Annotated in this window: 11 protein-coding genes and 2 pseudogenes; 4 read left to right on the top strand and 9 right to left on the bottom strand. The window is 56.8% G+C overall.

The window, feature by feature from the left end; all coding sequences use genetic code 11:
* The 8 genes and pseudogenes from CMG77_RS11770 to rpmH form a co-directional block, all read right to left on the bottom strand.
* Nucleotides 1-465 (bottom strand): Hsp20/alpha crystallin family protein (locus CMG77_RS11770; protein WP_286904576.1); only part of this gene is annotated, 465 nt, incomplete at its 3' end.
* 32 nt (nucleotides 466-497) lie between these two features.
* Complete coding sequence (locus CMG77_RS11765; protein WP_286804913.1) at nucleotides 498-758, bottom strand: helix-turn-helix domain-containing protein; 261 nt, start codon at nucleotides 756-758, stop codon at nucleotides 498-500.
* A 208-nt stretch (nucleotides 759-966) separates the two neighbouring features.
* The gene (locus tag CMG77_RS11760; protein ID WP_286804914.1) at nucleotides 967-1455 is read right to left on the bottom strand and encodes a phage integrase SAM-like domain-containing protein; all 489 of its coding nucleotides are present in this window, start codon (nucleotides 1453-1455) and stop codon (nucleotides 967-969) included.
* A 399-nt stretch (nucleotides 1456-1854) separates the two neighbouring features.
* Nucleotides 1855-3219, bottom strand: coding sequence for a tRNA uridine-5-carboxymethylaminomethyl(34) synthesis GTPase MnmE (gene mnmE / locus CMG77_RS11755; protein WP_502691883.1), 1365 nt, complete (start codon nucleotides 3217-3219; stop codon nucleotides 1855-1857).
* A gap of 11 nt (nucleotides 3220-3230) precedes the next feature.
* Nucleotides 3231-4544: pseudogene (gene yidC / locus CMG77_RS11750) on the bottom strand (membrane protein insertase YidC).
* A gap of 369 nt (nucleotides 4545-4913) precedes the next feature.
* Nucleotides 4914-5162: a membrane protein insertion efficiency factor YidD gene (gene yidD / locus CMG77_RS11745; RefSeq protein ID WP_286904574.1), complete on the bottom strand. Its 249-nt coding sequence runs from the start codon at nucleotides 5160-5162 to the stop codon at nucleotides 4914-4916.
* Nucleotides 5163-5217: 55 nt separating this feature from the next.
* Nucleotides 5218-5550: pseudogene (rnpA, locus tag CMG77_RS11740) on the bottom strand (ribonuclease P protein component); the annotation flags it as partial.
* Between the two features lie 45 nt (nucleotides 5551-5595).
* Nucleotides 5596-5730 carry a 50S ribosomal protein L34 gene (gene rpmH, locus CMG77_RS11735; protein ID WP_024461782.1) on the bottom strand — a complete coding sequence of 45 codons (135 nt, stop codon included), beginning with the start codon at nucleotides 5728-5730 and terminating at the stop codon, nucleotides 5596-5598.
* A 375-nt stretch (nucleotides 5731-6105) separates the two neighbouring features.
* Between rpmH and dnaA the strand changes: the two genes are divergently transcribed.
* The 4 genes from dnaA (at nucleotide 6106) to gyrB (ending at nucleotide 12380) form a co-directional block, all read left to right on the top strand.
* Nucleotides 6106-7647, top strand: a complete 1542-nt coding sequence (gene dnaA / locus CMG77_RS11730) for a chromosomal replication initiator protein DnaA (protein ID WP_286904572.1) — start codon at nucleotides 6106-6108, stop codon at nucleotides 7645-7647.
* A 61-nt stretch (nucleotides 7648-7708) separates the two neighbouring features.
* Nucleotides 7709-8812 (top strand): DNA polymerase III subunit beta, encoded by a 1104-nt coding sequence (gene dnaN / locus CMG77_RS11725; protein ID WP_024461784.1) that lies wholly within the window; start codon nucleotides 7709-7711, stop codon nucleotides 8810-8812.
* Between the two features lie 22 nt (nucleotides 8813-8834).
* Nucleotides 8835-9944, top strand: coding sequence for a DNA replication/repair protein RecF (gene recF / locus CMG77_RS11720; RefSeq protein ID WP_286804911.1), 1110 nt, complete (start codon nucleotides 8835-8837; stop codon nucleotides 9942-9944).
* 15 nt (nucleotides 9945-9959) lie between these two features.
* Nucleotides 9960-12380 (top strand): DNA topoisomerase (ATP-hydrolyzing) subunit B, encoded by a 2421-nt coding sequence (gene gyrB / locus CMG77_RS11715; protein ID WP_286904570.1) that lies wholly within the window; start codon nucleotides 9960-9962, stop codon nucleotides 12378-12380.
* 85 nt (nucleotides 12381-12465) lie between these two features.
* Here gyrB and CMG77_RS11710 read toward each other — a convergent pair whose 3' ends face one another.
* On the bottom strand, nucleotides 12466-13749 hold the full coding sequence (locus CMG77_RS11710) for a glucuronyl esterase domain-containing protein (protein WP_286876480.1): 1284 nt from the start codon (nucleotides 13747-13749) through the stop codon (nucleotides 12466-12468).
* Nucleotides 13750-13877 lie beyond the last annotated feature (128 nt).

The raw sequence follows: 13877 nt of genomic DNA, 5'->3' as shown, positions 1-13877 counted from the left end.
CTGGTTGGCGTTGTCAGGCAGGTTCAGGACACGCTGGAAACTGCCGTAGGAGCGTTCGACGCGATGGAAGCCACCCTCCTTCTTTTCCTGCTCCTGGCGTTTCTCGCCCCGTACCATCAGCACGTCGTTGTCGAGCGTGATCTGAATGTCTTTTTCCTCGACGCCGGGAACCTCCAAAGAAATCTTGTACTGCTTGTCGGTTTCCTGGATGTCAACTACCGGCTTCAGCATGCCCGGCAAGTCCGACGGCCATCGAGGCATGGCCTGCGCCGGAAAACCGAAGCCTCGAAACGCATCGTCAAAGAGGCGGTCGATCTCGCGATGCAATTGCAGGATGGGACTGACGGGACCGCCTGCCACCGGCAGGTCATTGCGCTGCACGGGCAGCGAGGCAGCGCTCTGTTGTTCTTCCTGCTCCTTTTTGAACCAGTTCCAGGGAGCCAATTTCTTGAAATCAATATCCATGTCACACCTCCAGAAATCAATTGAAGACTCACTCAATCCGTTTGCTCGCGGCGACGGACAGCGCGCCCAGGCAACACGGGATGTTCCGCTGACTTTGGCTGCTTATCTGTGCGTATCACCTCCTTCTTTCTGCCTGCCTGGATCTGATCATTGATCCATCGATCGATTTCAGTTTGACGAAACCGCCACGTCCCGCCGACCTTGAAGGTCGGAATCTCCCCGTGCGCGGCGAGCCGGTAAAGCGTCCGCTTGCCGACTTTCAAGCAGGCAGCCAACTCGTCGAGTGTGAAGATCGCTTACTGGCGCGCTGCCATAACACCCCCCACAAGTTCCGCGCGTCACGCGGCCTCGCTCGAGGAAATTCTTGCAAGACTTAGCAAAAGATTAGGTCTAACATGCCAAAAGTCAAGAGCCAACATCCAGCGACCGCACGATTCACTCAATGACATGACGCCATTTGAGTACCGCAATGCGGCATAAATACTCTACGAGATGACTGTGTTATAAATCCTTGAATACCCTATCACCTGGCTTTCCGCGATTGTCCAGATTCAACAATCTCACCGCTGAATCTGGTAGATCCAGGTATTGAAGTGAGTTTCCGGCATTTACCAGCTTCTTCTGCCGGAAAATGATGCGGTAGTGGCCATCGGCGAATTCCTCTATCTCACCCCAGACCAGCTTGTGGATATCTGACCAGCGAAGGCCAGTAGTGCAGGAAAACAGGAAAGCCCGCCGCAGAACGTCATACCGACATTCGGCTTTGGTTAGAGCCCGGACCTCTTCCAGGGTCAGGTAAGTCCGTTTCGTGTTCTCCAGCTTGATGGACTTGACCTGTTGAACCGGGTTGTCGCGGACAATGCCGTCCCGATAAGCCTGGTTGAGCGCTGCCCGAACCTTGTTGAAGTAACTGCTGGTCGTGTTCTTGGCCAGTTTGGTTCCGGATTTGGTGGTGGCTTCATGCTGAAGGTAGTGCCGGAACCTCTCCAGGACTCGATTTCCAACAGCCGTTTTGCCCGGATGGCCTCAGCCTTCTGATTCACGGTCTTGTTGTGCTCACGCTCCGCCGGAAGGCGGGGTTTGTCGTAGAGGAACAGGTTCAGGGGTCATATGAGCGCTTCTGCGCCCGAGAACCGTCCTGACCCGTCTTAGAACCGTGATAGTAGACCAGTCGCAAGGCACGGTGGCCGTTCTTATCTGGTTCGCGTTTCTGGATAGTGATTTTCATGTTTTGCTCCTTTTGTGCTCCGAAAACTTATACTCGGAGCACAAACGGAGCAAGAGGGGGCAAAACGGATCAAACTGCCTGCAAAGAAATAGAATAAATTTCTTTATAAAACAATGGCTTATTTGTATTTTATTGGATGCTTTTCGATCTTTTTGGCCGTTTCACTTCCCGATGCAGAAGGAGGAAAAGATGCGGCCCAGCAGGTCGTCTGGAGTGAACTGACCGGTGATTTCGCTCAGGCACTCTTGGGCCTGGCGCAGGTCCTCGGCGAGCAGTTCGCCGGCGGCGTGAAGCTGCAGTTGCTCCCAGCCGTTGTCCAGAGCGGTTTGGGCCCTCTCCAGCGCGTCCAGGTGACGGCGGCGGGCGGTAAAGGTGCTTTCACCCGCATCCTCAAAACCCATGACGCTTTTCAGGTGCTGCTTCAGTGCCTCTATGCCAGCTCCGCTGGCGGCGCTGATGGCCAGACAGACCGGATCGTCGTGACGCACGCCTTCCGGCTCGCCGGTAAGGTCGATTTTATTGCGAATCAACGTCAGTTTGCCGGGGTCGGGTAGTTGCTGGACAAACTCCGGCCACAGGGCGGCCGGATCAGTGACCTCNGTGCTCTGACTGTCCACCAGCAGCAGGATCCGGTCGGCTCTATGAATTTCCTGCCAGGCCCGCTCCACCCCAATTTTCTCCACCTCATCCGGCGTGTCCCTCAGGCCNGCGGTGTCGATGATATGCAGGGGCATGCCGTCGATGTGNATATGTTCNCGCAGGACGTCCCGGGTNGTGCCCTCGATGTGGGTGACAATGGCACTGTCGCGCCCCGACAGGGCATTNAGCAGGCTGGATTTACCCGCGTTGGGTTTGCCNGCAATCACCACATTCATNCCGTCGCGCAATAGCGTGCCNTGACGGGCCTGGGCGAACACGGCGTCCAGCCGCTGGCGAATGTCGGCAAGGTCTCCGGCCACTTTGCCATCGCTGAGAAAGTCGATTTCTTCCTCGGGAAAGTCAATGGNGGCCTCCACGTANATGCGCAGGGCGATCAGGGCTTCCACCAACTCATTGACCTTGTGTGAGAAAGCGCCTTGGAGCGAGTGCAGGGCACTGCGGGCGGCCTGCTCGCTGGAGGCGTCAATCAGGTCCGCAATGGCCTCGGCCTGGGCGAGGTCCAGCTTGTCGTTGAGGAAGGCGCGCTCGGAAAACTCCCCGGGACGGGCCAGTCGGGCACCCCGCTCGCAGGCGCTGCGCAACAGCCAGTCGAGAATAACCGGGCCGCCGTGGCCTTGAAGCTCGACAACGTCTTCTCCGGTAAAGGAGTGGGGTCCCGGGAAAAACAGGNCAATGCCCTGATCCAGGGCTTCACCTTGGGTATTCAGAAACGGAAGGTAATGTGCGTGACGGGGTTTGAGGGGCTGCGCGGTGATCTGTTCGCCGATCGCCCGGGCTTGGGGGCCCGACAGGCGGATAATACCGACACCACCGCGACCCGTGGCGGTGGCGATGGCGGCGATGGTGTCGGTGGGCGTCAGACTCACGAGTTTGCTTTTTACCCCTCGCGTTCAATCTGACGGGTAATAATGTACTGCTGGGTAATGGACAGGGTNTTGTTGGTTACCCAGTACAGTACCAGACCCGCCGGGAAGAACAGGAACAGGAAGGTGAACACAATGGGCATCAGCTGCATGATCTTNGCCTGAGTCGGGTCCGGCGGTGTCGGGTTCAGCTTGAACTGAATGAACATGGTCANNCCCATGAGCAAAGGCAGCACATAGTAGGGGTCCTTGACCGACAAATCCTGAATCCACAGGAAGAAGGGCGCGTGGCGCAGCTCGACACTTTCCATCAATACCCAGTACAGCGCCAGGAACACCGGCATCTGAATCAGAATGGGCAGACAACCCCCCAGCGGGTTCACTTTTTCCTTTTTATAGAGCTTCATNAGCTCCTGGGACATTTTTTGGCGGTCATCCCCATAACGCTCTTTCAGNTCGGCCATTTTNGGNCTNAGCTTGCGCATCTTCGCCATGGACCTATAGCTGGTGGCGCTTAGCTTGAAGAATGCTGCTTTAATAATAATTGTCAAAGCAATAATTGCTAAACCCCAGTTGTTCAGGAAACCGTGCAACCAGTCCAAAACCGTGAACAGTGGCTTGGCGATCCACCAGAGCCAACCGTAGTCGACGGTCAGGTCCAGGTAGGGNGANATNNNCTCCAGNTTNTGNGTGTCTTTGGGNCCNGTGTAGAACTNGGCNGAGATCTGNCCNTGANTNCCNGGNGCNACTTCNGTGCTCGGGCTGGTNAANCCGAGCNGGTACATGTNGCGNTTNCCCANNTGACGNAGNTGGTAGTTNTGGGTNTNNNCNGCNTCCGGNANCCAGGCGCTGACAAAATANTGNTGNACCATGGCNACCCANCCACCTTCTTTCTGGGTTTTGAAGGTCTGTTCGCTCAGNTCNTCAAANTCCAGTTTCTTGTACTTTTCNTCNTCNGTGGTGATNGCGGCNCCCANNNANGGGTTNANGGCNAAGAGTCCNCCNGGNCCGGCGCCGGCNGNNGANNTNTCGCGNTTGATCTGNCCGTANAGNTTGGCNTGCCAGGGNTCGNCGCTCTGGTTGTCGANCAGNTANTCGAGTNTGACCAGGTANTCACCNCGCTCGAAGGTNTANCGNTTGGTGATGGTCACNTCACCCTGTTGATAGGTCAGATCNACCTGNAGTTGNTCNNCGCCNTCNGCCAGTTGGTANTGNTGCTGNCTGGANTGAAAGACNGGNCGTTCGCCGTCCNGGGTNTCGGTNGCNTTGCGCCCNACCAANCCNCTNTGNGCNACATAGGTNTGNGCNNCGGTGTTGTTGAGCAGCACATAAGGGTTCGTCNGGNTNNTTCAGNNNNGCGTAATGCTGACGNAGGGCCGANTACACCAGGTCNCCGCCGCGNGGATCGATNTNNACGATCAGGGTNTCGGTNTCNACNCGAATGGGNTGGCGNGCGGNGTTNNNTTGNCTNGGNACCTCGNCATCGTNGGCCGNNTCNCCCGGNGCNGANGGCAGNTCGCTNGCGGTATCGGTTGCGTCCGGAATNNCGNTGTCGTTNTCANNGGAAGNGGTCTGCTCCGANCGNGNNTGNCTGGANNNTTCNGCGAGGNTNTCCTGAAAGTCGTTGTAGCGNATNACCAGAGTGAACACGACGGCGCACATGGCCGTGATTAACAGGGTTTTTTGCCAATCCATCTTTATTTACTGCCATCAGTAGGGTGTGAGTGATTGGGGTGGGCCGGAACAGGATCCTCGCCCCCNGGATGCCANGGGTGGCATTTTAATAGTCGGCGAACGGTNAGATAACCCCCGCGAAGNANNCCGTGACGNGCNATNGCCTCNTCNGCGTAGTGGGAGCAGCTTGGATAGAAACGGCACTGATTGCCCACCCAGGGACTGAGCAGGTAACGGTAGAGCCAAATCAGTCGAAGTGCCAGCCAACGCATGGGGTNAACCTGTCGATTCGGNGGNGGANGCCGCCAGNGCTTTGCGGGCAATGCGCAACCACTGTCGGTCCAGNTGATCGATNAGGGTGCGNTTATCCAGACTGTCCATNCCCTTTCGCGCCAATACAATAACATCAATACCGGAAAAGNTCGGTGGTTGGCGNCGAAAAGTTTCCCGAATNAGNCGTTTCATCCGATTGCGTTCGNTGGCNNNNCGGATGTGTTTTTTGGCGATGATNAACCCGAGGCGAGCAGNGGNGTGCTNATTGGGNCGTGCCANTATCAGGAAATGCTTGTGGGAGGCNCGAAACGGGGCGTCCGCNAAAACCGCTTGAAAGTCGTCAGAGGTAAGCAGCCGNTGTGCTTTGGGNAAAGCCTGGGAAGCCACTTAACTCTGACAACTANAAACGGTGCAGCGCAAAGGCGGGCACGNTTATACGGCCAGAGCCTTGCGACCTTTGGCACGACGACGAGCCAGTACAGCGCGACCGTTTTTGGTGGCCATGCGAGCACGGAAACCGTGGGTGCGCTTACGCTTCAGTACGCTGGGCTGAAATGTTCTTTTCATGGAAGTAACCTGCCGTTCGAATTCCTGGTAAACCCGCACCNGGCGGGAAAAGAGGCGCGATTTTATAGAAAATCGNGGCTAAAGGCAACGGATTGNTGGGGGTTTCTCGGTNTTTCTGCCTAAATAAAACAGGGTATGCAGTTATTCCCGGTTATGCGGTGCTTGTCAATAGGATAATAACAGGTTATCCACANTNNNTGGTTAAAAAATGACCGGTTTTTAAGGCTGTATCTGTGGGTAAAGGTAGAACGGTTGCTCAGATAACTTATTGAAAAGACACTGNTAATAACAANAATTATGNGGAAAAAAAGATTCCCGGACTGTGGATAACTACTTTTATAGAGAGTACACTAGCATCCGTTTTTTTGGATAATAATGCACCGGGGGGNAGCGGTTTTGCCGGAATCTGTTTGGAAACTTTGCGCNTCGAGTCTACAGGACGAGCTGCCTCCCCAGCAGTTCAATACCTGGATACGGCCGCTGCAGATAGATGCCGATGCGGAATCCGGGCAACTCAGGCTNTTGGCGCCCAACCGGTTCGTGTGCGACTGGGTCAACGAGAAGTTTCTGCACCGAATTCGNGAGCTGGTTGAGGATTTTCAATCNGACCAACCCCTCAGTGTNGAGGTGGGTATNGGTTCCCGCCCCGGGGGCGTCGGGACGCGACGCCCGGTCAATCAATCCTCGACCNGGCCGGTNTACCCGCAGGGNCAACCCGGNACCGGAGCCTCNTTTGGTGAATCCCNGGGAGCGGAACCGTCGGGTTTTGGTCGAATGGGCNGATCCGCACCCAGTGAAGCGCCGGCGGGGCAGAGGCCNGAGGCCNCACCGGTGGCNGAGCCCGCCCCTCAANCATCGGTNAATAATACGGTTGAGGTGGAAGGGGCGCTCAAGCACAACAACAACCTCAACCGGACGTTCAACTTCACCAGCTTTGTNGAAGGTAAGTCNAACCANTTGGGGTTGGCCGCAGCNCGACAGGTGGCCGAGAACCCCGGCGGTTCCTATAACCCCCTCTTTATATATGGTGGTGTCGGCCTGGGTAAGACCCACTTGATGCAGGCAGTGGGTAATGCGTTGGTCGACAAGAATCCCAATGCCAAGGTGATTTACCTGCACTCGGAGCGGTTTGTGGCCGATATGGTCAAGGCGCTGCAGCTCAATGCCATCAATGACTTCAAGCGCTATTATCGTTCTGTCGATGCACTGTTGATTGACGATATCCAGTTTTTTGCCGGCAAAGAACGGTCTCAGGAGGAGTTCTTTCATACCTTCAACTCGCTGCTTGAAGGTGGCCAGCAGATCATTTTGACCTGCGATCGCTATCCGAAGGAAATCAATGGCCTGGAAGAGCGGCTGAAAAGTCGGTTCGGCTGGGGGCTGACGGTGGCAGTGGAGCCTCCGGAGCTGGAAACCCGGGTGGCGATTCTGATGAAGAAGGCCGATCAGAGCCACATCGATTTACCCCACGAAGCGGCGTTTTTTATTGCCCAGCGCATTCGCTCCAATGTGCGTGAGCTGGAAGGCGCTTTGAAGCGGGTAGTGGCGAACGCTCAGTTCACCGGGCGGCCTATTGATGTGGATCTGGTGCGCGAAGCGCTGAAGGATCTGCTCGCCTTGCAGGATAAGCAGGTGGGCATAGATAATATCCAACGGGTGGTGGGTGAGTACTACAAGATCAAGCTGAACGATCTGCTGTCCAAGCGACGCAGCCGCTCTGTGGCTCGCCCGCGCCAGGTGGCCATGGCCCTGGCGAAGGAGCTGACCAACCATAGCCTGCCGGAAATTGGCGAGGCGTTTGGGGGGCGGGACCACACCACCGTTTTGCACGCCTGTCGCAAAATAAAACAGATGCAGGAAGAGGATGCGGATATCCGGGAGGATATGAAGAATCTGCTGCGCTCCCTGACGACTTGATTGTTCACCGTGAATCCCTGATTCAGGAAAACACCTAACAGGAATAACAGGAAGAGACCCAATGAAATTTGTCGTGTCCCGCGAAGCTTTGTTGAAGCCCCTGCAGCTGGTCGGAGGGGTGGTAGAACGCCGCCAAACGCTGCCGGTGTTGTCCAATGTGTTGATGGTGATTGATGGTGAACAGTTGTCTCTGACCGGCACCGACCTGGAAGTGGAAATCGTCGCCCGGGTGCCGCTGGAGGCTCCGGCCGATGCCGGCGAAGTAACGGTTCCCGCGCGCAAATTGGTCGATATCTGCCGCTCTTTGCCGGAAGGTGCCAGCATCGAGTTCGCACAGGATGAGCAGCGGATGGTGGTAAAGAGCGGCCGCAGTCGGTTTACCCTATCAACGCTCCCGGCCAGTGACTTCCCCAATGTGGAAGACGGCCCCAGCGATCTGCAGTTTGCCTGCCCCCAGCGGGAGATCAAGCGGTTGATCGAGCGCACCGCGTTTGCCATGGCACAACAGGATGTCCGCTATTATCTGAATGGCATGCTGTGGGAGGTCAAAGAGGGTCAGTTGCGGGCCGTGGCCACCGATGGTCACCGCATGGCGATGTGCACCCGCCCGGTGCCCGTGAGCGTCGAGGACACCATTCAGGCGATTCTGCCCCGTAAGGGTGTGTTGGAGCTCTCCCGTCTGGTGGATGATATCGACGATACCGTGGATGTTACCTTGAGCGCCAACCATATCCGGGTGGCGACCGGCGATTACACCTTTACCTCCAAGCTGGTGGACGGCAAGTTTCCCGATTACGAGCGCGTGCTGCCTCGCGGTGGCGACAAGGTGGTGTTCGGTCCCCGTTCCGAGCTCAAGCAGGCCTTTGGTCGCACCGCCATTCTCTCCAATGAGAAGTACCGCGGTGTACGCTTGTTGCTCGACGATGGGGTCATGACGATTGTGGCCAATAACCCCGAGCAGGAAGAAGCGGAAGAGCAGGTGGCGGTGGATTACAGCGGCGACTCCCTGGAGATGGGGTTCAACGTGAGCTACCTGCAGGATGTGGCCAATGTCATTTCCGCGGATCACATCAAGATGACCCTGTCCGATGCCAACAGCAGTGCGCTGCTTGAGGAGCCCGAGGATGGAGATTCGCTTTACGTCGTAATGCCGATGCGCCTCTGATAGAGGCGTCTCGGCGCCCTTTATGTCTGTATCCCGCCTGAGTATCCAATCTTTGCGAAATCTGGAGAGTGTGAGCCTGACTCCCTCTCCACGCACCAACCTCATTTACGGTCAAAACGGCTCCGGTAAAACCAGCGTACTGGAGGCGGTTCATACCTTGGCCCTCGGCCGCTCGTTCAGAAGTCACAAGCACAAGCCGCTGATTCAGTGGGGCAGAGAGCAATTCACGGTGTTTGCCGAGATTCAGCACCAGGGAAGCCGAATCCCGGTGGGCTTGCAACGCGCTCTGACCGGAGAGGTCAACTTCAAGGTAAATGGCCGGGCGGTGGGCTCTCTGGCGGAATTGGCCGCGATGCTTCCCCTGCAGGTCATCGACGCCCATACCTTTCTGCTTTTGGAGGGAAGTCCCAAGGTCCGCCGGCAGTTTATGGATTGGCTGGTGTTTCACGTGGAACCTTCGTTCTTTCCCGCCTGGAAGGCCGCACAGCGCTGTCTGAAACAACGCAATAGCCTGTTGCGACGTGATAGAATAGAAACCAGTGAGTTGAGCGTTTGGGACCGTGAGCTGTCCAATCTTACTCAACAGATCCACGAGTGCCGTGAGAAAACCATTGAGCGATTCCGGCCGGTTTTTCTCAGGTTGCTTGAAGAGTTTATTCGCATCCCCGGCGTCAGCCTGTCCTATCAGAGAGGGTGGGATAAAAACCGCTCCTACCAGGAAGTGCTTGCGGATAACTTCGAACGGGACCGCCAAATGGGGTATACCCAATCCGGCAGTCATCGGGCTGATCTTCGAATCAATGTCGAAGGGCAACCAGCCGGGGATATTCTGTCTCGAGGTCAGCAGAAGCTGGTGGTCTGTGCGCTCAAAATCGCACAGGGCTATGTCTACGCCCAGGAAACCGGCGGTCGGTGTATTTACCTCGTCGATGATCTGCCGGCAGAGCTCGACGGGGATCACCGGGCTACGTTGGTGGATTGGCTCGATAAGCTTGAGACTCAAGTATTTATTACCGGTGTTGATAAGCCGTCGCTTCTGGCGGATTGGCAAGACCGGCCAGACGCTATAACCAGAGTGTTCCACGTGGAACAGGGTACTGTCACCGCGGACGTGAATACCGAACAGCAGTGAAATCGGAGCTAGTTTATGTCAGAAGAGAAAAATTACGACTCGTCCAGTATTAAGGTCCTGAAGGGCCTGGACGCGGTCCGCAAACGGCCCGGTATGTACATCGGCGACACGGACGATGGTTCCGGCCTGCACCATATGGTGTTTGAGATCGTGGATAACTCCATTGACGAGGCCCTNGCCGGTCACTGTTCGGAAATTCGCGTTGTCATCCACCCGGATGAGACNGTCTCTGTNTCCGATAACGGACGNGGTATTCCCACCGANATGCACGAAGAGGGTGTATCGGCGGCNGAGGTCATCATGACCGTCCTCCANGCNGGNGGTAAGTTCGATGACAACACCTATAAAGTGTCTGGNGGCCTNCANGGCGTNGGGGTTTCGGTGGTTAACGCCCTGTCCGAAGAGCTGAAGCTGACCATCCGCCGTGGCGGNAAGGTCCATGAGCAGGTGTATAAGCACGGCGTTCCTCAGTCGCCCCTGGCCATCGTGGGTGAAACNGATAGTTCGGGCACCGAACTGCACTTCAAACCGTCGGCGGAAACCTTTACCAATATCAAGTTTGAGTATGAGCTGCTGGCCAAGCGCCTGCGGGAACTGTCGTTCCTGAACTCCGGTGTNCGNATTGTTCTGAAGGATGAGCGCTCCGGGAAGGAAGAGGTTTACCAGTATGAAGGCGGTCTGAGAGCNTTCGTTGAGCACCTGAACGCCAACAAAACCCCGATCAACAAGACCGTCCACATTGTCTCCGCTGAGCGGGAAGACGGCATTGGGGTGGAAATNGCCCTNCAGTGGAACGACTCCTTCCAGGAAAACCTGTTCTGCTACACCAANAACATTCCCCAGCGNGANGGCGGCACCCACCTGGCGGGCTTCCGNGCGGCACTGACCCGTACCCTGAACGCCTATATTGANCGNGAAGGCCTGTCCGCCAAAGCNAAGGTATCCACTACCGGNGACGATGCCCGGGAAGGCNTGACCGCGATCATTTCCGTGAAGGTNCCGGACCCGAAATTCTCCTCCCAGACCAANGACAAGCTGGTNTCTTCCGANGTGAAGACNGCCGTTGAGCAGGAAATGAACCANATCTTNGGTGAGTATCTGCTGGANAACCCGAANGAAGCCAAGGCGGTCGTGAGCAAGATGATCGANGCCGCCCGCGCCCGTGAGGCGGCCCGTAAGGCCCGGGAAATGACCCGTCGCAAAGGNGCTCTGGACATTGCCGGCCTCCCCGGCAAGCTGGCGGACTGNCAGGAGAAAGACCCGGCANTNTCTGAAGTCTACCTGGTGGAGGGTGACTCCGCCGGTGGTTCNGCCAAGCAGGGNAGGGCNCGCAAGACCCAGGCGATNCTNCCCCTGAANGGTAAGATCCTGAACGTTGAGAAGGCCCGGTTNGATAAAATGCTCTCCAGCGCCGAAGTGGGCACNCTCATTACCGCTCTGGGTTGCGGTATCGGCAAGCAGGAGTTCGATCCCGACAAACTGCGTTACCACCGCATCATCATCATGACGGACGCCGACGTGGATGGTTCTCACATCCGCACCCTGTTGCTGACCTTCTTCTTCCGTCAGATGCGCGAGCTGATCGAGCGNGGCCACGTCTACATCGCCCAGCCGCCGCTGTATAAAATCAGCAAGGGCAAGTTCGAGCAGTANCTGAAGGATGAAGCGGCGCTGACCGCNTTTNTGACCCAGTCCGCNCTGGANGGCNCCAGCCTGCACGTCAACNCCGANGCCCCGGGNATCANTGGTGAAGGGCTGGAGAAGCTGGTGTACGANTNCCGCTCNGTCATGGACNCNATNGANCGCCTGTCCCGCCTGTATCCGCGCGAGATTCTGGAACANATGGTGTACCTGCCGTCCCTGACGCCNGAGCACCTGACCGACCAGGGGCATATCCAGCAGTGGTGCGATCANTTGCTGGCCCGTCTGAGCCTGGATACCCGCGATGGNAGCCAGCGGTATCTGATTACNGTGCGCGAAGACACCGAGCGTCACCTGTTCCTGCCGCANATCGAGATCATTGCCCACGGNCTGTCGCACCACTACCCGTTCACCCANGANTTCTTNCACTCNGGTGAATACANGGCGATCATGTCCCTGGGNGAAAAGNTGGTGACNCTNATNGANGANGGCGCCTATATCCAGCGCGGNGAAAAGACCCAGGCCATCNGCAGCTTNGATCAAGNTCTGGAGTGGTTGATGAANGANTCCCGCAAGGGCTANAACGTNCAGCGCTATAAGGGGCTGGGTGANATGAACCCCGANCAGCTGTGGGATACCACCATGAACCCGGAAACNCGGCGTATGCTGNGGGTNACNGTGCAGGATGCCATTGCCGCCGATCANATCTTTACCACCCTGATGGGNGANCATGTGGAGCCGCGNCGGGAGTTNATTGAATCCAATGCACTGGCCGTGGCGAACCTGGACGTCTAGGAATCNGCCACAATTCCTGGTGATTGCCATAATAAAACGGCGGGNAGAGNACTCTANCCGCCGNTTTNTTAGAGCCATCAATAATTTAATCCGGACTCTCTGACAAGTCAGGCGTGGTCCATTCAACCCAAGGCGCTACAGCGTCCTCTTCCGCAAGGGTAGAGCGGAAGATACCAGTGGTTCCGGGCCTGTCGAGGAGAAAGCGATTTACAAACCCCTCCAGAAGGTCGCGTTGATGATCGGGGAGGGCACAGTGACGATGACCGCCGTTCTCCGAGTAGGCTATATTGGCTTCGACGCCCAGGGCACGATAGATCTCCCTCGCGGCTGAGGTTCCTATATAGGCCGGAATGGGGCCCAACCAGTCGATGTCGTTATCCAGCACCAGTAGGCCGCGCGGTGCTACCAACCCCATGAGCTGGTGTTGATCGAAGGGGAGGCGGGTGACCTTGTTGTTCCCAAACTCACTGCCGAAACCGGCCCGAAACCAGGGCTGTTCACCGGCGGCATGACTCAGGGTCTGAACGTTAACACCTTCCTCCGCCATGGCCTGAGCCACTCGCCAGGCGACCGCACCACCGGCGCCGGACTCCTGGGGAATGGTCAGTGCGACCCGCTCATCCAGTGCTCCGGCCAATAAGGCGCCCTTGCCATTACGAGAGCAGCCGGTAACGGCCAAGCGGTTCGCCGCTATCAACCCTTCATCCGATTCCTGTAGCACGTCGATCAGTCGGCTCACGCCCCAGGCCCAGGCGGTCATGGAACTGGCACTGTGGTCCTTGCCGTACAGGTCGTAAAACAGACCATTTCCTCGTGAATTCTCGCCACTCTGGGTGCCCAGCTCATTGTTATCTACACTGATAATCGCCACGCCTTTGTCGGACAATAACTCGCTGTCCAGCGTAGCGGGTCCGAGGGTGATGATGGCCGGGTAGGGCGCCTGGCCAGCGTTGGGGAGCGTCACCGGGGCGTTGAATTCTATTGTTTTGCCTTGATGGTGGACAGTCACAGTAACGGATTTCGCGGAAACACGGCCACTAACCCGCTCCGGCTTACCGGGTTTGATTCCCGATTCATAATGCTGTACCTGGTGCAGGGTTTCCTGGCGACGGCAGCGCCACTGGTCCCGCTCGGTAATGCGGTGTCCATCCAACCCCAGAAACGGATCGGGTAAGGTCTTGATGACCTCCATGTTGGAGGCGTCGGGCAGTGTAGGTACAGGGCAGCCTTCGCCTGAGTTTTCGGTAGTGACAGGGCGACGCTCACTGGAGCTTTGCATCGTTCCACCGCCCGCACAGGCATTGAGAAGGCTGAACGAGAGTGTCAGGGTGGCGAGGCTGGAAACCATCGACTTTATTTTATGATTCATCAACACATCCTATTGTTATCCCCAAAGGGTTGTTCGGCGACAATTACGGTGGCCGGTCCGCGACAACTATCTTGGCCGGTTGAGTGACACAATCCCGTACCTGACATCCACCATAGGAGACGCAGGTG

It is taken from the genome of Marinimicrobium sp., assembly GCF_002695945.1.
GTDB lineage: Bacteria > Pseudomonadota > Gammaproteobacteria > Pseudomonadales > Cellvibrionaceae > Marinimicrobium > Marinimicrobium koreense.
The sequence above is the reverse complement of the archived record's forward strand: the minus strand, read 5'-3'. Positions and strand labels throughout refer to the sequence as shown.